Raw genomic sequence first — 25455 nt, 5'->3', positions numbered from 1 at the left:
GGGGCTTCGTCGTATACAGTTCTCTTAGAAAGAAGCCGCTTTCAGGTACATGTTATGGCTCAAATAGTTGAGAGAACACCTTTCCTAGTCTTTCTCACTAGGCTCCACGCTATTCTTAATTAAATGACCAACTGAAACGCCTTCTTTGTCAGAACCAACAATTTCAGGAAGCACAATTGTATGCAGAACAACGGGTGCACTAGCCTTAAGGTCACGACGGTTAGGTCTATTGGCTTTTGATTCAGGGTTTACAACGTAAATAAACAGCAAAGGAAAATTTCCGTTTGAAGAGCGAAACAATTTTCGCTCATCATCATTATTATTATTTTCTGCATTTTTAAAGTCAGCTTCAGAAATTTTAATTTTTCCATGATGAGCTAAAATGCGAAGATCTAACACGTAGGTCAGAGGATTAGCAAGACTCTTTATATCCACGATACCCTCAGTTGATTTACTTTTCACCGCAGTACGATCTGCCATACGAATTTCATATCCTGCAAAATCTCTCTTAGGCCTATTCTCATCAGTATCTGAATAGATAACTACATTCCAATTATCAGCAGTATTCTTATCAATCCACTCAATCAGCTCATTCGAACCTACTTCGCTGTTCAAAGAACGCCCATCGTAATCTTTGAGATACGCAAGAATATTCTTTACAGGGACTCCCTCGAAGAGATAGCTACCGTTACTTCCAATCTGCAACTCTTTATGAGTACTACGGATAGATTCAATAAGTGATTCAAGAGCCTGAATATTATGCTTCAGAAGCTTATCATCCTGCTCTTCGAAGCGAGTTACTTGATAAGACTTACCACTATGGTTGATATTGACAGGTGCCGCATTACGCATCTTATTTCGGGAGGTAACGTTCAGCTCATCCCAGCAGGCAAGAACTTTAATAGCAGTCTTAGAGGGTTCCTCAACCTTGCGAATCTCATCACGTAGTTGATCCTCAACCTCCGCAAGCTTACAATAGTCTTCCTGAATATCTACAGTAGTCCACAATCGGATAAGGTCCTCGTAACCGGGACGGAAACCAAACCAACGACCCATCTGCAGAAGAGAGTCATAGTTCTTACTCTCCCTAATATAGTAAGAACTAACTAGACCTTCAAGAGTCAGACCACGAGAAAGTGCGTTACCACCAATTACTATATAAGTAGCAGGTTCATCTTCCTTGTAAACCAGCTCTTCCTTTTGGTTTTTCATAGAGCTATTTTTTACAATGCACTTAGTATCATTAATAACATCGACTACATCAATCTTGAGATCATCCCATGCAGGATAAACCTTATTAGGATTAATACCCTGCATGCGATTAACTTCACGCTCATACAGGTCCCGCATAGCTTTATCTTTCTCAGGCTTTCCGTAATCCTGTTTCAAGCTTGATACATATTCCTCAATAAATTGACGAGCCTCGAAATGATTATCCATCTTGTGCGAAAGGTGAATCATCATAGAGCTATGCTGTTTTCCATTAACACGTAAGCGGCGAAGAGCCGTGGCAATCATAAACCAGTGCACTGCATCCTGTAGACCAGGTACCTCCCAGTCATGCTTCTTATCAGTTTGTTCTTCCTTTTGCGCCAAAGCCCGCAGAATCTTGGCTTCTTCTTCTTCTACATACCGTACGGCATCGATAGCTACTTCATCTATAGCATCACTACCAAAGAAATGCGGTACACCGATATACCCCTTCGGGCAATCTAGAGCGTAAACAAAGTCAGAGGGGTACAGGCCAGGGTAGCGTTCGATTCTCTTATTACTAAGCTCCCCTAGATTATCCAACTCTGCAGAATCGCTAGAGCGCTCCTCCTCATCTGGATGCATCAGAACATTTGCAAAGGGGGTTGCAGTGTACGCTACATAGGAACCCTGTTGAACCTGGTCCCAAATCTGGCGGATAAGCTTATTAACCGTAGAGTATTCTTCACGCTGTTCCGCCGTATTAGGCGTTGCTTGATCTGACTCATCATCAATTATAAGTACCTTCACATTATCAAGCTTATCTTCACTTTTTGCTTTTTCCATTAAATACAGGAGAGCTTGTAGCCTATCACTTTGCTTCTTAACGACAGCGAGGGACATAGCCGTTGGACGCCACGGCACATCCTTATCAATATCAACCTCTCGGTGAGTCAAGAGCTGGATATTTTTATCCATATCTATATATGCCGTCTCAATATAGTCTTCCATGCGCTTCTGCGTCTGCTCTCGAAGAATGTTATGCATACCAGCCAAGACAATAATAAATCGATAACCCTGATCAATTGCTCTCGCAATCACTGCAGAATAATTTGTGGTTTTACCTGACTGAACATAACCAACCACAAGTCCCTTACGCTTCGGTTTGCCCGCTCCAGAACCTACTATAAGGTCGAGGATTTCTCCAGATTCCCGATCAATGGTTTGGATTGCCTCAGGGCTAAGCCACTCTAACAGATTATCTTTCATTACAGGCCAGACTTTACCTTGACAGCGAAGAAGCGCACTCTCATAGGTAGACTTAATTTCTGACATGTTCTCTTCCGAAACATCTTTACCAATAATACAATTACCAAATTCACACTTGCAGGCATCCTCCGGAGTAAGACGCTTGCTGTCAATCGCAGCCCTAATCTTCTCCGTTGCCTCTGCGACTAGTCGCTTCCGGTCGTTATCTTTCGCCATGCGTTTTTCTCCTCGTTGAAAACTAAAACACTAGAAACCTATTGGCTCACGGACGAGTATAGCATCTAGCTCATGTCTAAATATTGTTATACTTCGCAACTATTACCAGCTTATCCCTGCTCTCACCGCTGGACATGCTCCTACAAAGCTCTTGCCACATCAGCCCGCTCAAGATGACCAAGCTAGCTGCTTTCTACCTGAAATATTGTTACCCTTAAAATCCATGCAGGACATCTGGAACATTCGATGTTCTTTTCTAAAACAGAGATTCAAACCACTACAAGCGGAGAACCTTATGGCTGAGAAGCACACGTCATCCCCACCCACAATCTACAAAATGGGTGAGCTCTTCTGTGGCCCCGGCGGCATTGCCCTGGGCGCGCACAACGCTGCCGATAAGGTACCCGGAGTCAAGGTTGAGCACGCCTGGGCTAATGACTACGACCCCACGACTGCGGATACCTACCGCGAAAATACCCCCGGTGCGTCTGAAGAGACCGTCTACGTCGGTGACGTTCGTGAGCTCGATACCGACGCGCTACCCCCGATTGATGGTTTTGCGTTCGGTTTTCCCTGCAATGATTTCAGCCTCGTAGGAAAGCAGAAGGGCCTAGACGGTACCTACGGCCCCCTTTATTCCTACGGAATCAACGTGCTCAAGAGTCACAAGCCTGAATGGTTCGTGGCAGAAAACGTGGGTGGTCTCTCCGGTGCTAATGAGGGTCTTGCGTTCCCCTACATCCTGCGTGAAATGCAGCGTGCAGGGTACACCGTTGTCGCTCACAAATACCGCTTCGAAGAGTACGGCCTCCCCCAGGCTCGACACCGCATCATTATCGTAGGCCTGCGTAATGACATTGCCGCGAAGGGTACAGAGTTCAAGGTTCCAGCCCCTACCACTCTTGAACCTTCAAAGATGCGCACCTCTAAGCAGGCGATTACCGAACCGCCCATCCCCGAGTGGGCAACCAACAACGAGCCGACCCGTCAGTCTGAGGTGGTGAAGCAACGCCTCGCCTACATCAAGCCCGGCGAGAACGCTTTCAACGCTACCGATATGCCTGAGGAACTGCGCCTCAATGTACGTGGCGCTAAGCTCAGCCAGATTTATAAGCGTCTGGATCCCAATAAGCCCGCGTACACCGTCACCGGCTCCGGTGGCGGCGGAACGCACATCTACCATTGGGAAGAGCCCCGCGCTCTCACCAACCGCGAGCGCGCACGCCTGCAGACGTTCCCTGACTGGTACAAGTTCATCGGCAGCAAGGAGAACGTCCGTCGCCAGATTGGCATGGCGGTTCCCCCGGACGGTGCACAGGTCGTGTTCGAGGCTCTTTTCAAGACTCTTGAAGGAATCCCCTACGAGAGCATTGAACCGAATATTGATGTAGAGAAGCGCATTCAGGCGATGGAAGATAAACTCGAGGCAGAGAAAGAAAGCACTCTTTTCTAGGTGAAAGAAGGACCTTATTCCCATGAAAATTTATTCGTCACTCATGGGCGACGACCTTGTTAAAGATGTTCTCCATTCGCCCTATCTTGAAGGTGATTGTGCCGGACAAGAGCTATGGGCAGTAACAGGTTTTGTCTCCCCAGCCGCTATTTTGTATACCCTATATCAGAGAGATGCCACGCCCCAAAAGGGCAAGGGTAATAGCTGGGGCGATTTGAATACTTTTGAACCTAATGGTACTACTCCTAAGATTCATCTTCTGGTTGGTATGGCACGAGACGGTGCGATAAGCACCAGAACCCACGAGCTTTTTAAAGAGTGGGTTAAATCAAGCCGCGAGTATCTGGATATCCGATACCCAGATCCCCGTCTCTCTCCTCTGGTGCATACCAAGCTCTACGCTTGGGCGAAGAACGGCTCCTTCGATATTGCCTACGCCGGTTCAGCTAACCTTTCAACGGATGGGTTCAATATCGGTCGTGACGCTTCAGGATGTCAACAGGAGAACATTCTTGTGCCGGTGTCGGTGGAGTACGCAGAGAACTATCTCGACACACTTTTCGATGCTTCGTTGAGCTGCACCGACCCTGTGGTTGATTCTCTCTTCGCTTTCCCCGAAGCACCCGCAGATGTCCTGGCGAACAAATCTCTGCGTCCGGCCCCTCCTCTCCCTGTCCCTAAGTCAGAGCGAGAGGAACGAAAGGAAGATTTCCCTTCTGTCAATTTATACTTATATATCCGTGGGCGTGGGAAAAAACCTAAATCGTATGGCCACGCTAGTGTGAACTGGGGTCTCCGTGAGAATCGTAAGAGCAAAGATGAGGCTTACTTCCAGGTTCCTGCAGAGATTGCGCGGTCAAACTTCTTTCCCAACAAAAACATGCCGTTTACGGTGTACTGCGATGATGGTGGAACCCTAACCATGCGTGTTGCCAGCGGCGATAAAAACAAACCTTATGGTAAAGATATGTCCACCCTTCCACGCAATAGCGAGCTTGGTGCGTATCTTCGTAAGCGTATGGGACTTCAATCAGGAACCAAGATTGGTATTCGTGAGTTACTTGACTACGGTCGCACCTACGTCACCTTTACACGAACCTCTGAAGGTAATTACTATATGGATTTCTCACCCGAGACTGCGGATTCCGATGAGGTCGCCATGCAAGCACCTGAGATTGTCAACGAGTTTTCCCACGAGGACAACTAGCGCCTCCCGGTGAGTGCTCCCAGATATGACGAAAGCCCTCTTGTCCTGGTTCTGTGCGAACCGGGGCAAGGGGGCTTTGCCGTGCCCGCACATTGTATCTTTCCTTGTCGAACTCTTTGTGGGGCGGCTCGAGGTTGTCTGCGGATGGGGCCGTTTTCCTTTACACTGGAGTGTGTGTTCTACGGTGAACACGCTTGTCCACTCACTTTTAAAGGAATATTGTGTTGAAAATTCACGCCGCGACCGCTGGTGTTCTTGCGGGTGCTCTGCTTCTGACTGGTTGCTCTTCGTCTGTTCGTGCTCCGAAGTCTACGCCGTCTGCGTCATCGTCGGTCTCTGCTTCGGCTAGCCCCTCTGTTTCGGCTTCCCCTACTGCTTCTTCGACGCCGAGTGCGTCTCCTTCGGAGTCTCCTACCCCGACGGAAACCCCGTCGCCTGTTCCGACGACGGAGGCTCCCGTGCAGGCTCCGTCCCAGGCACCGGCGGCTGAGGCTCCTTCTGTGGCGGCGCCGGCGGCTCCGGTTTCTGAGGCACCCGCACAGCAGGCACCGGTTCAGCAGGAGGCTCCTGTTCAGCAGGCTCCGGTAGCTACGGAGGCACCCGTCCAGCAGGCGCCGGCTCCAGCGGCTGAGGCTCCTGCTCAGCAAGCGCCCGCTCAGCCGGTGCAGCAGGCTCCGGCGCAGTCGAGTGTTTATTACAAGAATTGTGCTGCGGCTATTGCTGCGGGTGCGGCACCGTTGCATCGTGGCGAGCCGGGTTACCGTCCGGGTCTTGACTCTGATGGTGACGGCGTGGCGTGCGAGCCGAAGAAGAAGCATTAGGCTTCTGCCCCAGATATAGCGAAGCCCCCTTGTACCGAAAGTACAAGGGGGCTTCGTCATAAGCCTAGTCTGTTAGCTCAGCCGGTGAGGCTAGCGCGGCTGGTAGGCGCGGGCACGCTCCGCGCGGGCACGGCGCGCCTCCGCATCCTGCAAGACCGGCACCAGCATACGCACCACCTGGCCCATGCCACGCAGCACCAAATTCAGCCACAAACCCACAGACCACACCGCCGCCACACGCGGATGCCCCGTGCGCACCCACCGCACACCCAGAAAAGACAGCGAGTAATACAGCAGAAGCAACAGCGACTCACGGAAGCGGTGCACCTGCCGAAGAATAGGGTTCTGAGGAAGCTTCATCATGCCTCCCAGTATACCCACCGGAACCCCTCGCCGGGGCTCCCCCGCACTACCCGTAATAGTCGCGAATCGTCACCGTCTTCAACCCGCGCCGATCCAACAACGCCCGAATACGGTCCAGCTCAGACACCACACCCCGATAATTCAAATGCCCAATCACAATATGCTGAGCCAACGCATACTTCTCCGCATAGGCATACACCTCAGCCGAAGAAATATTAGACGAATCCGCCAACGACCCGTACCACAGAACCGGGCGCGTAAAACCACACGACGCCGCAGCCGCCAACACGCGCGCATCATAATACCCGTACGGCGGGCGGAAATACGGCTTCGAAGACACCCCAAACAGGCGCCTAATCTCCTCATCATTACGGGTCAACTCCTGAACAATCTGCTCATCCGTCAGGCTCGTCAACGCCGCATGACTATACGTATGGTTCGCAATCTGCAACTGGCCGCTCTTCACCAGCGGCAACAACAGGTCACGATGCTGCCTAAACGCCGGGTACTGACCGTTGATAAAGAAGGTGAGGCGCGTGCCGGTACGGCGGGAAAACTCCGCGTAGGCGCGTACCACCTCCGGGTCGGCGCCGTCATCGACCGTCCACGCAATGTACTTGCCCTCACCGGGCAGGCCGGTCTGCGGGCCAGTCCAGGCACGAGCTGCGGGAACCGGGTTCGACGAGGTCGCAGTCGCAGAAGCGGTCTTAGATGCTGCGGCGGTCGGGGATGGGGTACCCGTTGCGGAGCCAGATGCGGAAGGGGTAGCCGAGGCAGACCCACTAGCCGTTACCTCGTGGGTGGCTTCCGCCGCAGACAGGGTACAACCGGCGAGGCCAAGACCCAGCACACCGAAGCTCACCGCGCCCAGACCAAAGGTACCAACGTGTTGTAAGAGTTCCCGTCGCCCCATGGAGGCGCGGGCAGAGGCACCCGCCACCGCCCGGTCAGCGGTGGGATCAGTAATAGCGGATTGACGAGTAGTGATAGGTGTTTCTGAGTGTGGAACAGTGTTCATATTACGAGTGTATGATGAGATCGCCGTCAGCTATCGAAAAATTCAAAATATTACTTAATGATTAACAACGGCGCTATTAAAGAACCTTTATGCACTTTCAGTCCACTCACTCACCGAAGACCACGCTCAGTACACTAAGCTACCCGCACGCCAGATAATCCAGGTACAGCTACAACTCAAGGTACAGCTCTAGGTAAGCACAGCAAGGCCCCTCCCCCAGAACGCGTTCATAACGCGCCCGGGAAAGGGGCCTCAATATATAAGTTCACACAATCGTACAACCAAGTACGTGGAGAGAAACCTACTCCGACTCAGAAGCTTCCGACTGCTCCGCCTTAGCGGAATCCAGCGCGTTCAGCGCCTCCAGTGCCGCAGCCTCCGCAGCTTCTTCGGCGTCCGCCTCAGCCACACGCTCAGCATCCGACTCAGCAGAAGTCACCGCCGCCGGGTTCGTCAGAACCTTCACACCCATGCTGCGCAGCGCATCCGTGTTCGTGATCGTCTCGTCATTATCAATCAGGTACACCTTGTACCCGTCATTCCGCAGACGACGCATCAGCTCCAGGAGCATGCTCTGAGCGACCTCATCCACCGCGTACACGCGAGTCACATCCAGGGCGACCTTCGAACCCTCCATCGGGGATTCCACAATCTCACGAATCACGCGCTCCACACCCGCAAAACGGATACGGCCCTGCAACTGGATCAGGCGCATAGACTCATCGCCCGAACCAATCTGGTAGTTCGCGCGCAACGCCGAACGAGCCACGGTCGGCACGTTCATCACGTGCATGCCCATGTCATCAGAAAACTGCTCGAACAGCTCCACACCGCGCACACTGTTACCGTGACCGTCCAGACGCGGCGAGAACGTCGCCACACCCAGCTGACCGGGCACCGCACCAATAATGCCGCCGCCCACGCCGCTCTTCGCCGGCACACCCACCTGGGTCGCCCAGTCACCCGCAGCGTTATACATACCGCACGTGAACATGACGCTCAGCACCTGACGCACCACAGTCTTAGGAACCACCTGCTCACCCGTCACCGGATGCACACCATAGTTCGCCAAAGTCGCCGCCATCAACGCCAAATCCTTAACCGTCACCATCAACGAGCACTGGCGGGTATAACCCTGCACCGCCACGGTCGGGTCGCCAGTCAGGATGCCGTGGCCGCGCAGCATATGCGCAATCGCGTAGTTGCGGTGCGCGTGCTCCAGCTCAGACTCGTACACGCGCTCATTCACCGACAGGCGACGGCCCGCAAACGCAGACAAACCAGAAATGACGCGCTCCATGCGCTCGCCCTGAGTCGCGCCGGGAGGGCCCACCAGCGAATGGGTGGTAATCGCGCCCGCGTTAATCATCGGGTTCAGCGGCTTACCGGAGCCGTCCTCCAGGGACAGCTCGTTGAACGGCTCACCGGAAGGCTCCACACCCACCTTCGCAAGCACATCATCATAGCCGCGGTCCGCGAGCGCCAGGGCGTACACGAACGGCTTAGAAATCGACTGGATCGTGAACTCCACATCGGAGTCACCGGCGGCGTACTGCTCACCATCAACCATGGCGATAGACGCGGCAAGCTTGTCCGGGTCCACGGCGGCAAGTTCCGGAATGTAGTTTGCCAACTCACCGGAGGTATCAGAAGCGACCGACTCGAGGGTCTCGGTCAGGTAAGTGGCAATAGGTGAATGCATAGTGTTCCGTATCTGCTGCTAATCGTGGTTGTTCTCGTCAAAAATTCTAGGATGCGCCCGCCCGCTGTTCCGTTTCAGCTGGGCTGAGGCGCTCATCGTTGCAGGCTACCGCGGCTGCCAGACTAAAGAGCAACCAGCGGACCTGTCAAAGTGTGCGGGTGAGGAGCACCTTTTGCTCCCTAAAGAGTGTATCTTTTGCGTGTTGAAGCCACCAAATATAACGGTCACTACTCCCCCGCTATTTCAGGCTCTGGTACCTGTTCTGGTTTGCCGTTTTCTGCCGTAATTTACCGCGGCGGGCAGAACCTCCGGCGAAGCCCGGGCAAAACCTACGGGTGGCGAATCGAAGCCGGCTCGCGGCCACCCAACTCGGCAGTCTCCAGCTGGAACGTCGAATGCTCTACCGACACCTCAAAATGGCTCGCCACGCACGAACGGATACGGTCCAAAATCGTCACCGCAGACCCGTCATGGAAGCACGAATCGGCAACTACCACGTGCGCGGTCACCACCGGCAGACCGGTCGCCACCATCGAGGCGTGCACATCGTGCACCTCCACCACACCCTCAACGCGCAGCATGTGCTCACGCATCGCGTCCAAATCCAGACCGTCAGGAGTGAACTCCATGAGCACCGCAGTCGTCTGCCTCATCAGACGCATCGCACGCGGCACAATCAGCGCCGCAATGAACAGACCCGCCAGGGCGTCCGCCTGGTAGAAGCCGGTCAGCCAAATCACGATAGCCGCCACAATCACACCCAGCGAACCCAGGGCGTCATTGAGCACCTCCAGGAACGCGGCGCGCATATTGAAGTTCGCGTTCCTCGCCGTAGCCAGCACCGCAATACCAATAGCGTTCGCCACCAGGCCGACCACACCAAAGATCAGCAGCTCGGTGCCGGGCACCTCCGGCGGGGCGAACAGGCGATGCACGCCCTCCACCGCCGTGTAGATACCCACCGCCAGCAGCAGCACCGACTGCCCGAGGGCGGCAAGCACCTCAATACGGCGGAAACCCCACGTGCGGCGGGACGTTGCCGGGCGCGTCATGAGCGAAGCCGCCGTAAGCGCCACCAGCAGGCCCGAGGCATCCGTAACAGCGTGCGCCGTATCAGTCAGCAACGCAAGACTTCCGGTGACCAACGAACCAATCGCCTGCGCCAACACAATAACGACCGCCAGACTGAACGCAATCAGCAGGCGCGGACGCATCGAGGCGGCGTCCTCCGGGCTCGGGGCATGCGAATGGTCGTGGTGATGCCCGTGATGCCCGCCGTGGCCGTGATGTGCGTGCGCTCCCATGAGTGACTCCTCAACTATGAACTGTGTTGTTGACTATCGAGAGTTATCGGCAGATAGCAAAATCGCCCGATTCACAAGAACCGGGCGACAAGCTCCTCAACCGAGGAAAACGTGGAGATAAGGGGACTCGAACCCCTGACCCCCTGCATGCCATGCAGGTGCGCTACCAGCTGCGCCATATCCCCATATTCTGTTAGTGACCTCAACGAGGCAACATGAATATATTACACACACCACGGACAGCGATGCAAACCAGCGCACCCAAAAATCCAAAAAGTTCCCGGCGGGTAAGCCAAAGGCTAAGCAAGAAGGGCGGACCCCGCGGCACCATACAGCGCCAGCAGAGCCCACCCCTCATCAGCTAAAAATCAAGCAGAAGCCTATGCCTCATCCTGAGCGGGAATGATGCGTGCAGCATCTTCCTCAGTCTCACCCTCAATGTCGAAGGGAGCCTCGTTCTCAACGCCCAGCTCAATACGCGGAGCCTCAGCCCACAGACGATCCAGAGCGTAGAACTCGCGGTCCTCCTCATGCTGAACGTGCACGACAATATCGCCGAAGTCCAGCAGAATCCAACGACCCGAGGAACGACCCTCACGGCGGACCGGCTTCAGGTCAGCCTGCTCACGCAGAGCGTCCTCAACCTCATCCGCAACGGCGTTCACGAGGCGCTCATTGTGGGCAGAAACCACCAGGAAGCCATCAATCAGACCCATCGCGTCGGATGCATCCACAGCGAACAGGTTCGTTCCCTGCTTCTCCTCCGCAGCGCGGGCGGCAATGCGCAGAGCCTCAATCGAGGACTGTGCAGCAGTCATATTTTCCTTCCTTGCCGGCAGAACACCCACCGGCAGCACCCGCAACAGGGGTGCATTGTTCACGGCCTACTTAGGGCCAAAAATCATAATCAGACCAACAACGACCAGGGCGAGCAGCAGCACAATCCACAGCCACGCCAGGGAGGCCTTCTGCGCAGGCTGCAGAACCTCTTCAGCCTTCTCAACAGCGCCCTTAGAAGCGGACTCCTTGGAAGCCTCAGCGGAAGGTACCGGAGCAGACTTGGACTTAGCAACCTTAGAATCAGCAACCTTGGACTCTGCATCCTTCGCGGCTTCCTCAGACTCCTCAGCTTCCTCGGTGACCTCTTCAACCAGGGCAGCGGACTCTTCGGGATCCTGACGATCCACCATGCGCTGCAGCAGCTCCTCAACCTCATCCGGGCTCAGAGCAACAGTCGGGTCACCATCCACCGAATCCACGGTGTCACCGGCGGAGGCGCCATCCAGCACACTCAGGTCAAGACCCTGCGCGTTCACTGCGCTCACGCGGGTGGGCAGTTCGTCAGCAGACTCTTCAACCTCAGCAACCTCAGCAACCTCAACGGTCTCTTCCTCAACGGAAGCGACCTCGGTCTGCTCAGCCTCAACGTCAGAGCTGTCCAGCTCCTCAACCTTCGGCTCATCGCGCACCAAGTACTGGTGCAGCTCGGGTTCCGGCTTCTCCTCCTTGACCACGGCAATGACCGGGATCGAAGAAGTCATCGGGTTATCCACCGCGGAGGGGCTGGTCGCATCCACACGGTTCTGCGCGATCTCTTCGGGACGCAGAATACGCAGGCTACTGGTCAGAGGAGCAGGCTCGTGCAGCTTCTCCTCATCGTTCGCCTCAGTGTCAATCTTGCCCTGCGCCGCCAGCGCCGCAAAACGACGCTGAACAGCCAGAACCTGCGGGTCAATAGCGTCCGCATGAATCACGGAGCCCATATTCGCAACAGGCTTCGCGGGCTCACCGCGGCGGGCTGCACGCAGGTACTCGGCAACTTCTTCACGGTAGCGGGCAAGACGGCGCGGACCCATCACCTTAGTAGGCGGCGGCACCTCAATGCCGTCCTCGGTCACGTACGTCTCGTAGAGGTACGCTTCGTCCTCGCTATAGGGCTTCGAACCCGTAGCTTCACTCATGTGTTCCCTCATTATTCGTCGATTGGGGTGCCTGCCCAGACTCATCTTTCACGTGAGGCAAGCCGTCACGGTACGCCGTCAAAGCGTCCTTCTTGTACAGGCCGTACTTAGCAATGTACTGCACCACACCATCGGGCACCAGGTACCAGATGGGGGCGTCTTCAGCTGCGCGGCGACGAATATCGGTCGAAGAAATCGCCATCGCAGGAATCTTCAGGGTCGTAATATGACGACCCTCAGCCAGCGGCGGATCCAGATCGTGATCGGGGCGGGTCACGCCCACAAAAGTCGCCAAATCCCACAGCTTATGGGCATTGCGCCAGGTCATAATCTGGCTAATCGCGTCCGCGCCGGTAATGAAGAACAGGTCAGCATCCGGGCGCAGGGCGCGCAGCTCGTTAAGCGTATCAAAGGTGTAGGTGGCACCGCCACGGTCAATATCAATACGGCTCACCGTAAAACGCGGGTTAGACGCGGTCGCAATCACCGTCATCAGGTAGCGATGCTCAGCGTCGCTCACGTGCCGCTCCCCCACCTTCTGCCAGGGCTGACCGGTCGGAACGAACACGACCTCGTCCAGGTCGAACACGGCGGCAACTTCACTAGCTGCCACCAGGTGTCCGTGGTGAATCGGGTCGAAGGTTCCACCCATCACGCCCAGACGCACCCGACCGGGAGTGCGCGGGGGAATCGACTCGGTGCTCGGAGCACCAAAATCAAGGTGAACAGGCTGGTCAGTCACAAATGCCGTCCTTGCTGGGGACAGAGGCCGCACCACGGCAGCTAAAAAGCCACAACAGGCGCGGATGCGGGCAGGTACACAGAAGGTACGCAACACCGAAAAAGGTGCCCGCGTACATTCCCCTCTATGCTACCTTCTTACGGTCAAAAACATCGAAATGACGGGGGTGAGCTAAGCCGCCAGTGGAATACCCAGCCAGCACGCCCGACCACAGGCTCACCCGCGTGTTCCAACACGCACATCCGGCGCGAGCGGCAACCACAGAACCTACAAGAAAGCACCGCACACAAGAAAGCGCCGCGCACCGGAGCCAAACCCCGGTACGCGGCACCATTCACTGTCTAGGAAACAGCTGTCTAGGCAACAGCTACGCTTCAGCTACTAGTCGTCAATGTTCGGCATGTCGATATTCTCGTCGACCTTGCCTTCCTTCAACTTCTTGCGGTACTCAACCGACTCGGTCCACACGCCTGCAACACGCTCGGACTCCAGCTCGGCACGAGCCTCCGCCTTCGCGTCCATACGCTCCTTGTACTCCACACGCTTCTGCGCACGAGTCGGGCGAATGATCTCTTCCAGACGAGCGTCCGTACCACGCGGGGAGGACAGCAACTCAGCGCCACCGACCATGGTCGGCTCCCAATCGAAGATCACCGAGTTGTCGTTCTCACCAATCACCACGGCGTCACCGGCACGAGCACCAGCCTTGAACAGCTCATCCTCAACACCCAGGCGCGCCAGGCGGTCCGCCAGGTAGCCGACAGCCTCATCATTATTGAAGTCAGTCTGCTGGATCCAACGCTCAGGCTTCTCACCAATCACGCGGAACAGCGGCTCAAGGTTACGCTCCTCGCGGCGAATAACGAACTCTTGCTTCTTCTTACCGCGGAAGCCCTTCGGGCGAACCACAGGAGCCTCAACAACCACGCGCTCCGCTTCCTTCTCGGCAACGGCACGAGCCACACGGTCCTCTTCCACGAGCTTTGCCATCGCAAAGATCAGGGACTTCAGACCCTCATGGGAAGCAGTCGAAATCTCGAAGACCTTGAAGCCCATCTCCTCAAACTCGGGGCGAACAAACTCAGCCAGCTCACGAGCCTCAGGAACGTCAATCTTATTGAGCACCACAATCTGCGGACGCTCATGCAGCGGCACGGTCACACCCGCAGTCGGGTCAACCTCATAGTTCTGCAGCTCGCCGCGGATCACCTCAAAGTCACTAATCGGGTCGCGACCCGGCTCCAAAGTAGCGCAGTCAATCACGTGCACCAGAGCCGAAGAACGCTCCACATGGCGCAGGAAGCGGTGGCCCAGACCGCGGCCCTCCGAAGCGCCCTCAATCAGACCAGGAACATCCGCGACGGTGTAGCGAACATCGCCCGCCTGCACCACACCCAGGTTCGGGATCAAAGTGGTGAACGGGTAGTCAGCAATCTTCGGACGCGCCGCAGAAATCGCAGCAATCAACGAAGACTTACCCGCCGAGGGGTAACCCACCAGAGCCACATCCGCAATGGACTTGAGCTCCAGAACAATATCAGCCTCTTCACCGGGGGTGCCCAGCAGAGCAAAACCGGGAGCCTTACGCTTAGCCGAAGCCAACGCAGCGTTACCCAGACCGCCCATACCGCCACGGGCCGCAACATACTCGTCGCCCACACGCAGCAGGTCAGCCAAAACATTACCCTCGCGGTCCTTCACCACAGTACCCTGCGGCACGGTCAGAATCAGGTCCTCACCGTTAAAGCCGTGGTGCATATCGCCACGACCAATATCGCCATTCGGGGCGTGCTGGTGCGGGCTGTGGTGGTACTCCAGCAGGGTCGTGGTCTGGTTATCCACGCGCAGAATCACCGCGCCACCATTACCACCGTTACCGCCGTTAGGGCCGCCCAGGGGCTTAAACTTTTCACGTCGCACGGAGACGCAGCCGTTACCTCCGCGACCGCCAGATACATGCAAGACCACGCGGTCCACGAATTCTGCCACGGGTTCTCCTTATCTTGGAAAATCTTCACTTCGCCACCGCACGGCACACACCAATCATGCTGCGGATGCGGCGGCAGGCGCGACCGGGTTGGGGTGCGCCTCATCGTGGAGCCCAGCACGGGCGTCCACGGCATTCGAGGTCATAGCGAGAGGGGGTAGACTAACGCCTACCCCCTCTGCCCTAGCGGTGAGTATTACTCAGCTGCTGCCAGGATGTTAACGACCTTGCGGCCCTTGCGGGTACCGAATTCGACGGTGCCTGCTGCCAGAGCGAACAGGGTGTCGTCGCCACCGCGGCCAACGTTCAGGCCGGGGTGGAAGTGGGTGCCGCGCTGGCGAACGAGAATCTCGCCTGCGTTGACGGACTGGCCGCCGTAGCGCTTAACACCGAGGTACTGGGGGTTCGAGTCACGGCCGTTACGGGTGGAGCTTGCGCCCTTCTTGTGTGCCATTCTGTATTCCTACCTTAGGGTTGAATTCCGGTCGTTTCGATTACGCGTTGATAGCGGTAATCTTGACGGTGGTCAGCTCGGCGCGGAAGCCCTGACGCTTCTTGTAACCGGTCTTGTTCTTGTACTTCTGAATAACGATCTTCGGACCGCGCAGGTCCTCAACCTTCTCAGCAACAACCTTGGCGGAAGCCAGGGACTTTGCGTCAGCGGTGACCTTGTCACCGTCGACGAGCAGCAGCACGGGCAGCTCGATGGTGCTGCCGGGCTCGCCTGCAACACGGTCAAGGGTAACGAGGTCGCCTACGGAAACCTTCTCCTGGCGGCCGCCAGCGCGTACAATCGCGTATGCCACTATGGGACTCACTTTTCTCGACAACTTGCTTCTTGAATCTCACACGAATGAGCAGCCTGCGCTTTCATTGCTGTGCGCCCTCCCCCTCCAGTCGAATAACCGCGAACAAGGAGGAACGGCCCGTGCGTTCCGACGGGATTGCCCGCCGAAGCCAACACGCGAGGCTCACCGGTGGTGTCTCTCTCCCGCACGTTCCTAACTCAGCCGAATACTCGACCGCGCCGAAGACGATGCGGGTGGGAGCGGTGTCTCCCGCTGGCCCTGCGTCGATAGGGCTTCACTGAGATAAACACCAGTCCTTAAGGATACGGCATGATCTACGCGCCGCGCAATAGATAAATTTGCGGAACGCACGAAGTCGGCACGTGATGCTCCTCTAATACTGCACCGCACTCTTAGTAGCGCCTTTAAAATGACGCAGCACACGCACAGAAAAAAATAGCCTCGGTAGGGAAGTTCCGGCTCGCCCTACCGAGGCTATCTCATATACACACACCATCGGAATTCCGATGATCGGAAGCTAAAGACTAGTCGTCCTTACCTTCACGCTTAATGTCGGCAGCGGCAACGCCAATGCCGAACAAGACAGGAGCCGAAGCGTCATCAGCCACCGGAGCAACATCCGCAACAGAAGCGGAAGCAACCACGGAACCCTCAGCACGCTCGGATGCGTCCACGGTCACGACCTGAGCACCGGCACCAGCGCTCGAAGCCGCACGGCGAGTGCGACGCTTACGCGGGGTCGAACCGGGCACCTGAGCCGCAGGCTTCTGAGTCTCTTCAACCGGAGCCTCAGCCTCAACCGCTGCGGGAGCTGCGCCCACCACACCGGTCACAGCCGGAGCACCAATCACGCCGGTCACGACCGTGCGAGGCTCAGACTTCTCAACCTTATCAGCCTTTGCGGATGCCTGCTCAGCAGCCTGCGCAGCAGCCTTCTCGGCGCGCTTCTCATCAGCGGCGCGACGAGCACGGCGGCGGGACGCACGCGGAGTCTCACGAACATCCTCAATGCGCAGGTCCTCACGCTCAACACGCTTGGACTCCTGAGCCTTCTGCACACCCGAGTTTACCTCAGCGGAGGTTGCCTCAGCGTTCTGCTGCTCGCGGTTCTGACGCTTGGACGAACGACGCTCCTCCGAACGATCCTCACGGCCCGAACGGAACGACTCACCCTCAGTGCGGGCAAGACGGCCAGCCTTCTGAGAAGCACGAGCCTTCGCCTCACCGGCGCGAATCGCCTCAAAACGATCCGAGGAGCGGCTAAAGCGCGGGTCGAGCTCCGGGTCAACGTGGTGCTCGTCCTCCAGCGCACCCGCGCCGGAATCCTCAACAGCGGCAATATCCGCATCGGTCAGCTCACGGCGCTTACGGTTACGAGAAGACTTCTTCTCGCCACGCTTGGACGAACGACGTTCCTCCGAACGATCCTCCGAACGCTCCTGTTCAGAGTCCTTCGAGGAATCCTCAGCGGACTCTTCCACGCGGTCAAACGCGCTCGCCAGCTGCTCCAGGGAGAAACCGCCCTGCTCGCCAATCCAGTTGCCCTCGGTGACCTCAGCGACCTTGTCCTCACGCTGAGCAACCTCCGCGTGAGCCTGCTCGCTGGCGGCCTCGGCAATACCCTGAATCTCCTGCTCAAGCGAAAGCTCAGCGGTCTCCGCGCGGCGCGAACGCTTACGGCGCTTACGCTTCTTGCGGGTCGAAGCAGTCTCCTCCGAAACGTCCTCGCTCTGAGCGGATGCGGCAGCCACAGCAGCCATAGCGTTACGGCGCTCAGCCTTCTTCGACTCCAGAGCATCCTGCTTCTGCTGGTCACGAGAATCCTCGCGGGCAGCGGCACGGCTACGCTTACGGTCATTACGCTCATGGCGGTGGATGTAATCCGACGCGCCACCGCTACGACCGCTCAGCGGCTGATCGTGAACCACCAGGCCACGACCGGCACAATGCTCACAGGGCTCCGAGAAGACCTCAAGCAGACCGGTACCCAGGCGCTTACGGGTCATCTGAACCAGACCCAGCGAAGTCACCTCAGCCACCTGATGCTTGGTACGGTCACGGCCCAGGCACTCAATCAGGCGACGCAGAACCAGGTCACGGTTCGACTCAAGCACCATGTCAATGAAGTCAATGACGATAATGCCGCCGATATCGCGCAGACGCAGCTGACGGACAATCTCCTCAGCAGCTTCCAGGTTGTTCTTGGTGACAGTCTCCTCCAGGTTGCCGCCGCTACCGGTGAACTTACCGGTGTTCACGTCCACCACGGTCATGGCTTCGGTACGGTCAATCACCAGCGAACCACCCGAAGGCAGGTACACCTTACGGTCCAGTGCCTTCGCCAGCTGCTCGTTAATGCGGTAGTGGTCGAAGAGGTCGTCATCGCCGTCCCACTGCTGCAGGCGGGAAACCAGGTCCGGCGCCACGTACGTCACGTACGCCTCGATGGAATCCCACGCGTTCTCGCCCTGAACGATCATCGCGGTGAAGTCCTCGTTGAAGACGTCACGCACGGTCTTAATCATCAGGTCGGGCTCCTGGTAGAGCATTTCGGGGGCCAATACCTTGCGGGAGTTAGCCTTCTCCTGAATCTCTTCCCACTGCGCACGCAGACGGTTAATGTCGTGGGTCAGCTCCTCCTCAGAAGCACCCTCCGCCGCGGTACGAACAATCACGCCAGCACCCTCGGGCAGCTTGTCCTTCAGAATCTTCTTCAGACGCGCACGCTCGGTGTCGGGCAGCTTGCGGGAAATACCGGTCATCGAACCACCCGGCACGTACACCAGGAAGCGGCCGGGCAGAGAAACCTGGCTGGTCAGGCGGGCACCCTTGTGACCAATCGGGTCCTTGGTGACCTGCACCAGAACCGAATCGCCGGGCTTCAGGGCGTTCTCAATCTTGCGGGGTGCGCCGTCCAGACCGGTGACATCCCAGTTGACCTCGCCCGCGTACAGCACAGCGTTGCGGCCGCGTCCAATGTCAACGAACGCAGCTTCCATGGACGGCAGAACGTTCTGAACCTTACCCAGGTACACGTTGCCAATCAGGGAATCCTGCTGGGTCTTGGACACGAAGTGTTCGGCCAGCACGCCGTCCTCAAGCACACCAATCTGGATGCGGCCGTCCTTCTGACGAACCAGCATCTGACGGTCCACAGACTCGCGGCGAGCCAGGAACTCAGCCTCAGTCACGATGTGGCGGCGGCGGCCCAGGGAGCGGGACTCGCGGCGGCGCACACGCTTCGCCTCCAGGCGGGTAGAACCGCGCACACCGGTCACAGTGTTGGATGCGTGAGAGTCAGCCAGGCGCGGCGCACGCACCTTGGTGACGGTCTCAACCTCATCATCGACGCCGCCCTCAATCTCAATATCTTCGGTACCGCGGCGACGGCGACGGCGACGGTGGCTCGTCACCTCAGCCTCAGCGGCAGCCTCCTCACGGCGGCGCTCCATGCGCTCCTTACGCTTCTGCTCCTCGGCAGCGGCGCGGCGTGCTTCACGCTCCAGCTTGGCGGCAACAGCGAGCTCGCTCAGCTCCTCCGGCTCGGGTGCCATGAACAGCGGCATCGCACCCATGGGGGTACGCGAGCGCAGTTCCTGCAGCTTTTCGCGCTGCAGGTCGCTAATGGTCTTTACCGGCTCGGGAGCTACTTCAGGCTCCTCAGCTGCGGACTCCTCAGCAGACTCTTCTGCTGCGGGTGCCTCGGGTGCAGCTTCTTCGGTTGCGGATTCTTCAGCAACCGTAGCAGCCTCGGCGGGCTGCTCTTCAGCGGCAGCCTCGGTCTTCTCAGCTTCCTCAGCCTTTGCGGGGGTTACGACCTCAACCTTGGCGGTCTCTTCCTTCACCTCAACGGCAGACTCGGCAGCGGGCTCAGCCGCCTTCTTCTCAGCAACCGGCTCAGCAGACTCGGCGGCGGGGGCAACAATTTCCTCCACCTTTGCGGTCTTCTCGACGGTCTCGACCTTAGCGGTCTTCTCCTCAACAGCAGGCTCAGCCGCCTTCTTCTCAGCAGCCTCAAACAGGCTATCCAGAGTAGAAGCAACCTCGGTCTCAGACGCAGCGGGAGCGGCAACCTTCGGTGCCGGCGCGTGCTTAGCCTTAGCGTTACGCAGGTTGGTCAGGCCAGCAGCAATCGCCTCATCCAGGGGAACCTCAGGAGCCTTCTCCTTCTTCGGGCGACCCGGACGGCGGCGCTCAGTACCCTGCTGGGCGTCAGAGCTCTCACGAACATTCTTACGCAGAGTTTCACGGGTCTCTGCAGAGGCGTTCTTCTCCTCCGCGAGGGCGTTCAGCGCCTCAAAAACCCCAAGTTCGACGTTCTTCTCGTCAGACATTAATCTTCTTTCGTTACACCCTGCTCCGCACCGCAAGGATTTTAACAGCGCGCATACAGCGCAAAGCCTAGTTGCTGTCACCGCGGCTCAAGCCTCACCCTACGGCGCGCGTTCATCGGCGCTACCGGGCACTATCTCGTTCAGTGCTTCTGCCGTAGGGGGCGAGCGGGCGGAACGCAGAGCGCGCCGCGACGGTCACAGCCACCTCGCTCTCGAGCACGGCACGCTCACACCCTTCCTGGGTGCCCTGCCGGTCTTCGGGTTTCTTCGCCGAGGCGGGCGGCCCGCGCGGTGCGACAGTTATGCTCCGCGGCTTATAGCCGGCGCTCTTCGGGTACTCTCCCTCGATGCGTTGGTGGGGATCTTTATGCGCGTGCGGGGCGCACAAGACACCGTGTTCCATTATACCCGGTAGAGGGTACCTCTAAGCCACCCCGCCCATCCTATCTGGGCTTCACCTCCCGGCAGGATGCACGGGCACATTGCCGCGGGCACTCTGCGGCGGACGCATTGCGGGTACAGCAAAGCCGGGCGTGCCACTACGCACCACCCGGCTTCAAAAAACTTTCAGAGGAGGGGCTAGTCCAGACCCAGCTCCGCATCGCGCGCCTCACGAGCCTGCTGAGCAAGCTTCGGGTCGGTCGGCAGGTACTCCGGACCGGAACCGGTCGCGAACGGAACGCCCAGAATGAAAACAAACGGAGAAACAACCAGCAGAATCACCCACAGTAGCGAGAAGTGACCGGCGGTCAGCAACAGCAGAGCAGTCAGAAAAATAACAGCAGCAGCGCCCATTGCGGCAATTCCGGCAGTCTTCACGGTTCTCCTCGAAGGGGTATCAAGAATCTAGTGTCCAGCAGAACGGCAGGCAGTCAACGCCGCAGGCAAAACCCGCGGACGGCTCCAGCTGACGCCGCTCAAGAATATACCTGACCATTATACGCACCCGCGCCGCCTCCCCGCTGACCGCCGCCGGCAAAGTCACCGGCGCCTCCCCCGCTACCCGGCGCCCCAGCCCTGCGCAACCAGCCTGGCGTATTCTGCCCGACACATCAGCCCGGCATATTCTGCGCAGCCTCACCCGCCCGCAGACACAGCAACGCCCCGGCATCAACAGGTACCGGGGCGTTGCACGTTCGGGGCATCAGCCCTCAACTGCTTAGCGCATCATATTCACAATGACCTCAAAGAAGCGGATCACAATAATGCCGAAAATCAGGATCAGCCACAGGCTAATCGCAAACCACGACCAGCCGCGAGCACTCTCACGCATCGACTGCGATGCCGGAATAACACCCGCCGAAATATTGCGGACCGTAGTCTTCACAAAAAGCGTGATGGTCATAACCCACACGATCATGCAGAACAGGCACAGGGCGTTAATCTGGAACGTCGTTTGGTACCACAGCCACATAATGAATGCGGTCGCCGCCGCCAAACCAATGTCCATGCACACCCAGAACCACTTCTTGAAGCGTGCACCCGCCATGATCGCGGCACCGATAGTCACCACAATCGAGAAGCCCACCAGACCAATGAACGGGTTCGGGAAGCCGAAAGCTTCCGCCTGCGGGGTGCGCATCACCGTGCCGCAGCTGAGCAGGGCGTTGATATCGCAGACCGTGGAGTGGCCGGCATCAATGTAAATCTGCAGGCGCTCATACACCAGAATCGCTGAAGAAATGAGTGCGATCAGGCCGGCGCCAACCAGCCAGAATCCGAGCTGTCGGTCTGAGTAGCCGCCCGGGGTTCCCGCGTGCCCGTGCTGCGCTTCTTTTTCAGCGTGGGTAGGCTCGGTAGTACTCGATGCGGCGGTACTCATACGACTCCTTTAGATAGTGTTTTACGGTGGTACTGTCCCAGCAGCACCGTCTTAAGCTCTGTAGTGTTGAGGGGTGCATGCAACCGTCAACGCGGCAGACGCCGGGGACAGCTGAGGAGGTGCCGGTTAGGTCCCTCAAGGATGCGCCTCACCTCGTGCAGTAGCGGGTACGTATCGGCGCGGCATAGCCAGCACCCCGGAAGCGGTACCCCATTTATCCTAGCCTCTCACACCGCCAAATGGCACGCCATCAGCCTATATGTTCCGTTTTATGACGTGCTATTTTACACAGGTGGGCGCGTTTTCTGTGCACTTTCGGGGCATTTTCAGGGGCTCATTCCGGGCACTTTCGGGGCGTCTTGAGCACGCGAAACCCCCGGGAGGCGCCCGCAATTCAGCGGCGGGCGGAACCTTCCGAGGGTTTCAACGGGATATTTTCTAGGGCTTTATCCGGGGCATCACTTAGGGCGGTATTACCTAGGGCAGCGGGTGGGTGTACGACTCATCAAAGAACAGCTGCTCCAGCTCCACCGCGCGGCTAAAGAACTCGCGGGCACGCTGCGCATCCGACGGGCCCACACGGTCCAGTTCGCGGCGCAGGAAATCAACCAGCTCACGAAACTCCGGGTAGTCGTGAAGGCTAATCCACTCGTGGTGCACAAAAGATTCAGGACGCTTGGCGGGAGCCTTCGACGCCCAATCCAGGTACAGGCCCTCGCAAACCACCAGCACCGACAGGATCGCCGCGTAGCTGCCGCTAGCCGCCGCGTCGAGGAAGAGACGCTTGAAGCCGGTGGTCGCCTCCGTATCGGGCATGGAATCACGCTGATGCTCAGTCACGCCGAGAGTTTCAAAACAACGCAGGAAGTAGGTGTTCTCATCGCCCGCAATCTCGCCGGCAAACTGCGCCAAGCGCAGGCGACCCGCGAGAGTATCAGCGTTAGCAATCGCGCCACCAATCAGGGCGAGGAAGGTATCGAGGAAACGGTAGTCCTGCACCAGGTACCCCGCCATGACCTGCGGGGCGATCGAGCCGTCAAAAAGCTCAGCAACAAAGCGGTGATTCGTGGCGGAAAGCCAGGTGTCGAGGTTCTCCTGGCGCAGCGTCTCCGTGAACGAATCGGTGCCAATCAAATCGGTGAAGGGTGCGGGCATGATGGGTGCCTTTCACTATGTGGCATACCGTCGCTGGTATGCGTATGTGTGCGGGTGTGTTGGTGCGGCCTCAGGCGTTGGGGCCGGCGCCTCAGCGAATATAGCACCGTGACGCCAAGGCGTGCCCGGTTTTGCGCCCCGGTGCCCGCAAATTTTCGTTCTTTTCGATTTTTGGGTGGGTGAGGGCGGATGATGCCGGTCAAACTCGCGCGATTGGGGTTAGGTGAGAGCCTATGGGAACACGTGAGAAATCATGCGTTCGAGTGGGACTATGAGGGCAAAGGCATAAAAAGCGGGGGCACGAAAAAACGGGGTGCCACTCCCCCAGCCGGTAAAACCAACTAGGGGGCGGCACCCCGCCTCATGTCTGCAACCTCAACAGGTCACCTTAGTGATCCGCATCGTCCTCGGAATCATCGTCACCGAAGAAATCATCGGTGTACGAATCGCCCAGCGGCAGACCCAGCGAATCCTCCAACGAAGAACCCGCCGCCTCGCCACCCAGCTCAGCCATGATGCCGTCCAGCAGTTCATCCGGCTCAGCCGAGGCAGCCGCAGCCGCCGCGGCAGCCAGAGTCGAAGCCGACGCCGCACCCGCAGAACCCGCATAAGCACCCTCGGCGCCCAGCTCATCCGGCAGTTCCTCAGCCTCAGCGCCGGGGGTCTTCGCCTCCTCATGCGCCGCCAGCAGGGTACGCGCCTCACCAATGACCGTAATCGAACCGGTAATCAGCACACCCGCCGACTCCTGCTCAAAGAGGGCGTTCTCCATGGCGGTGGCAATCGCCTCGTCCAGGTGCTCAAACACCTCAATCGAGTCTTCGTCCAGACCCGCATCCAGCGCCAACTCGTGCAGACGCTCCGGCGCAATCGCACGCGGCGAATCCGACGCCGCCAAGTACAGGCGGAAGGTACCGTCCGAAGCGTCCACGTACTCTTCGCGCATGGTCTCAAACATGCCCAGAGCATCCTTCTCACCCAAAATACCGACCACGGAATGCAGGTGGGACAGCTTGAACGCCTCAGTCAGCGCAGCCGCGGACGCACGCACGCCGTGCGGGTTGTGGCCCGCATCCAGGATGGTCAGCGGCTCGGTGCGCACAACCTCCAGACGGCCCGGCGAGCGCACCGTCTCAAACGCGGTACGCACCACGTCCTCGGGCAGCTGACGCTGACCGCCGAAGAACGCCTCCACGGCGGCGAGAGCCACCACGGCGTTCTGCGCCTGATGCGCACCGTGCAGGGACAGCGGCACATCCGGGTACTCGCCCGCCAGGCCGCGCAGGGTCAGCAGCTGACCGCCGACCGCAAGCTCACGGGAGACAACGCCGAACTCCACGCCCTCAAAGGCGAAGGATGCTTCCTTCTCGCGGGCGGAAGCGAGCAACACGTTCGCCGCTTCCGGGTCCTGTGCCGCAGAAATCAGGAAGCCGCCGGGCTTGATGATGCCGGACTTTTCGGTCGCGATCTCAGCGAGGGTTTCGCCCAGCATGTCGGTGTGGTCCAGACCAATCGGGGTGACCACGGAAACCACGCCGTCGGCAACGTTCGTGGAGTCCCAGGTGCCGCCGATACCGACCTCGAGCACCACCACGTCCACCGGCTCATCCGCGAAAATCGCGAAGGCGAGCACGGTAACGGACTCGAAGAAGGTCAGGGCGGGCTCGCCGCGGGAGGTCATCTCTGCGTCCACAATCTGCAGGTAGGGGGCGATTTCATCCCAAATGCGCACGAAGGTGGCGTCCGGTACGGGCGCGCCGTTAATGCAGATACGTTCGGTGACGCTTTCGAGGTGCGGGCTGGTAAAGCGGCCCACGCGCAGGTCGTGGCCGAGCAGCAGCGCCTCAATCATACGGGCGGTGCTGGTCTTGCCGTTCGTGCCGGTGATGTGGATGACCGGCGCGGCACGGTGCACGTCGCCGAGGATTTCGACGGCGCGCGCCACGGCGTCCAGGCGCGGCGCCATCTTGTTTTCGGGTGCTCGCGCCAGCAGTTCACCGTAGACCCGCTCCACGCCCTCGGGGTCGGGAATTGCGGGGTAATTCTTCTCGCTCATTGTTCTCCTCACTGGGATAGCCGGCCGGTGCCGGCAGGGGCCCAC

19 protein-coding genes and 1 tRNA gene are annotated in these 25455 nt (G+C 58.0%); 3 read left to right on the top strand and 17 right to left on the bottom strand.

Annotated features, from left to right (window positions below):
• Positions 1-84: 84 nt before the first annotated feature.
• A complete protein-coding gene (locus HMPREF2928_RS05915) occupies positions 85-2676 on the bottom strand; it encodes a Z1 domain-containing protein (RefSeq protein ID WP_070687677.1) in 2592 nt (863 codons plus the stop codon).
• Positions 2677-3013: 337 nt separating this feature from the next.
• Between HMPREF2928_RS05915 and HMPREF2928_RS05910 the strand changes: the two genes are divergently transcribed.
• The 3 genes from HMPREF2928_RS05910 to HMPREF2928_RS05900 all read left to right on the top strand — a co-directional run bounded on the left by HMPREF2928_RS05910 (position 3014) and on the right by HMPREF2928_RS05900 (position 6157).
• Positions 3014-4129, top strand: a complete 1116-nt coding sequence (locus HMPREF2928_RS05910) for a DNA cytosine methyltransferase (protein WP_246823571.1) — start codon at positions 3014-3016, stop codon at positions 4127-4129.
• Positions 4130-4151: 22 nt separating this feature from the next.
• On the top strand, positions 4152-5336 hold the full coding sequence (locus HMPREF2928_RS05905) for a restriction endonuclease PLD domain-containing protein (RefSeq protein ID WP_070687673.1): 1185 nt from the start codon (positions 4152-4154) through the stop codon (positions 5334-5336).
• A gap of 221 nt (positions 5337-5557) precedes the next feature.
• Positions 5558-6157, top strand: coding sequence for an excalibur calcium-binding domain-containing protein (locus HMPREF2928_RS05900; protein ID WP_141754953.1), 600 nt, complete (start codon positions 5558-5560; stop codon positions 6155-6157).
• Positions 6158-6247: 90 nt separating this feature from the next.
• On the opposite strand, the gene HMPREF2928_RS05895 is transcribed toward HMPREF2928_RS05900, so the two are convergent.
• The 16 genes from HMPREF2928_RS05895 to HMPREF2928_RS05815 form a co-directional block, all read right to left on the bottom strand.
• Positions 6248-6520 (bottom strand): hypothetical protein, encoded by a 273-nt coding sequence (locus tag HMPREF2928_RS05895; protein ID WP_246823570.1) that lies wholly within the window; start codon positions 6518-6520, stop codon positions 6248-6250.
• Between the two features lie 46 nt (positions 6521-6566).
• Complete coding sequence (locus HMPREF2928_RS05890) at positions 6567-7538, bottom strand: polysaccharide deacetylase family protein (RefSeq protein WP_070687671.1); 972 nt, start codon at positions 7536-7538, stop codon at positions 6567-6569.
• Positions 7539-7839: 301 nt separating this feature from the next.
• The gene (locus HMPREF2928_RS05885) at positions 7840-9240 is read right to left on the bottom strand and encodes a glutaminase (RefSeq protein ID WP_049362735.1); all 1401 of its coding nucleotides are present in this window, start codon (positions 9238-9240) and stop codon (positions 7840-7842) included.
• Positions 9241-9569: 329 nt separating this feature from the next.
• A complete protein-coding gene (locus tag HMPREF2928_RS05880) occupies positions 9570-10544 on the bottom strand; it encodes a cation diffusion facilitator family transporter (protein ID WP_070687669.1) in 975 nt (324 codons plus the stop codon).
• Positions 10545-10656: 112 nt separating this feature from the next.
• Positions 10657-10729: transfer RNA gene (locus tag HMPREF2928_RS05875), tRNA-Ala, on the bottom strand.
• 195 nt (positions 10730-10924) lie between these two features.
• Positions 10925-11362, bottom strand: coding sequence for a ribosome silencing factor (gene rsfS, locus HMPREF2928_RS05870; RefSeq protein ID WP_005505774.1), 438 nt, complete (start codon positions 11360-11362; stop codon positions 10925-10927).
• Between the two features lie 66 nt (positions 11363-11428).
• Complete coding sequence (locus HMPREF2928_RS05865) at positions 11429-12505, bottom strand: sulfite reductase subunit alpha (protein WP_070687667.1); 1077 nt, start codon at positions 12503-12505, stop codon at positions 11429-11431.
• Positions 12498-13247 (bottom strand): nicotinate-nucleotide adenylyltransferase, encoded by a 750-nt coding sequence (nadD, locus tag HMPREF2928_RS05860; RefSeq protein WP_049360451.1) that lies wholly within the window; start codon positions 13245-13247, stop codon positions 12498-12500. The genes HMPREF2928_RS05865 and nadD overlap by 8 nt, the downstream gene beginning before the upstream one ends.
• A 381-nt stretch (positions 13248-13628) precedes the next feature.
• Entirely contained in the window at positions 13629-15236 is a 1608-nt protein-coding gene (gene obgE / locus HMPREF2928_RS05855) for a GTPase ObgE (protein WP_070629466.1), read from the bottom strand.
• Positions 15237-15430: 194 nt separating this feature from the next.
• Positions 15431-15688: a 50S ribosomal protein L27 gene (rpmA, locus tag HMPREF2928_RS05850; protein WP_005505766.1), complete on the bottom strand. Its 258-nt coding sequence runs from the start codon at positions 15686-15688 to the stop codon at positions 15431-15433.
• A 40-nt stretch (positions 15689-15728) separates the two neighbouring features.
• Entirely contained in the window at positions 15729-16040 is a 312-nt protein-coding gene (gene rplU, locus HMPREF2928_RS05845) for a 50S ribosomal protein L21 (protein ID WP_005505764.1), read from the bottom strand.
• Between the two features lie 527 nt (positions 16041-16567).
• Complete coding sequence (locus HMPREF2928_RS05840) at positions 16568-20377, bottom strand: Rne/Rng family ribonuclease (RefSeq protein WP_070687665.1); 3810 nt, start codon at positions 20375-20377, stop codon at positions 16568-16570.
• A gap of 579 nt (positions 20378-20956) precedes the next feature.
• The gene (locus tag HMPREF2928_RS05830) at positions 20957-21196 is read right to left on the bottom strand and encodes a hypothetical protein (protein ID WP_005505761.1); all 240 of its coding nucleotides are present in this window, start codon (positions 21194-21196) and stop codon (positions 20957-20959) included.
• Between the two features lie 340 nt (positions 21197-21536).
• Positions 21537-22199: a vitamin K epoxide reductase family protein gene (locus HMPREF2928_RS05825; RefSeq protein ID WP_070615855.1), complete on the bottom strand. Its 663-nt coding sequence runs from the start codon at positions 22197-22199 to the stop codon at positions 21537-21539.
• 477 nt (positions 22200-22676) lie between these two features.
• Positions 22677-23354 (bottom strand): TenA family protein, encoded by a 678-nt coding sequence (locus HMPREF2928_RS05820; RefSeq protein WP_005505759.1) that lies wholly within the window; start codon positions 23352-23354, stop codon positions 22677-22679.
• A gap of 388 nt (positions 23355-23742) precedes the next feature.
• The gene (locus tag HMPREF2928_RS05815) at positions 23743-25410 is read right to left on the bottom strand and encodes a bifunctional folylpolyglutamate synthase/dihydrofolate synthase (protein WP_070687663.1); all 1668 of its coding nucleotides are present in this window, start codon (positions 25408-25410) and stop codon (positions 23743-23745) included.
• Positions 25411-25455 lie beyond the last annotated feature (45 nt).

The sequence above is a fragment of the Rothia sp. HMSC072B04 genome (genome assembly GCF_001813725.1).
GTDB classification, from domain to species: Bacteria; Actinomycetota; Actinomycetes; order Actinomycetales; family Micrococcaceae; genus Rothia; species Rothia mucilaginosa.
Note: the sequence above shows the minus strand (reverse complement) of the source record. Positions and strands in the feature narration are given on the sequence as shown.

Coding starts and splice junctions, on each gene's coding strand:
- HMPREF2928_RS05915 (WP_070687677.1), bottom strand. CDS start 2,676: ATGGCGAAAGATAACGACCGGAAGCGACTAGTCGCAGAGGCAACGGAG.
- HMPREF2928_RS05910 (WP_246823571.1), top strand. CDS start 3,014: ATGGGTGAGCTCTTCTGTGGCCCCGGCGGCATTGCCCTGGGCGCGCAC.
- HMPREF2928_RS05905 (WP_070687673.1), top strand. CDS start 4,152: ATGAAAATTTATTCGTCACTCATGGGCGACGACCTTGTTAAAGATGTT.
- HMPREF2928_RS05895 (WP_246823570.1), bottom strand. CDS start 6,520: ATGATGAAGCTTCCTCAGAACCCTATTCTTCGGCAGGTGCACCGCTTC.
- HMPREF2928_RS05890 (WP_070687671.1), bottom strand. CDS start 7,538: ATGAACACTGTTCCACACTCAGAAACACCTATCACTACTCGTCAATCC.
- HMPREF2928_RS05885 (WP_049362735.1), bottom strand. CDS start 9,240: ATGCATTCACCTATTGCCACTTACCTGACCGAGACCCTCGAGTCGGTC.
- HMPREF2928_RS05880 (WP_070687669.1), bottom strand. CDS start 10,544: ATGGGAGCGCACGCACATCACGGCCACGGCGGGCATCACGGGCATCAC.
- rsfS (WP_005505774.1), bottom strand. CDS start 11,362: ATGACTGCTGCACAGTCCTCGATTGAGGCTCTGCGCATTGCCGCCCGC.
- HMPREF2928_RS05865 (WP_070687667.1), bottom strand. CDS start 12,505: ATGAGTGAAGCTACGGGTTCGAAGCCCTATAGCGAGGACGAAGCGTAC.
- rpmA (WP_005505766.1), bottom strand. CDS start 15,688: ATGGCACACAAGAAGGGCGCAAGCTCCACCCGTAACGGCCGTGACTCG.
- HMPREF2928_RS05840 (WP_070687665.1), bottom strand. CDS start 20,377: ATGTCTGACGAGAAGAACGTCGAACTTGGGGTTTTTGAGGCGCTGAAC.
- HMPREF2928_RS05825 (WP_070615855.1), bottom strand. CDS start 22,199: ATGAGTACCGCCGCATCGAGTACTACCGAGCCTACCCACGCTGAAAAA.
- HMPREF2928_RS05820 (WP_005505759.1), bottom strand. CDS start 23,354: ATGCCCGCACCCTTCACCGATTTGATTGGCACCGATTCGTTCACGGAG.
- HMPREF2928_RS05815 (WP_070687663.1), bottom strand. CDS start 25,410: ATGAGCGAGAAGAATTACCCCGCAATTCCCGACCCCGAGGGCGTGGAG.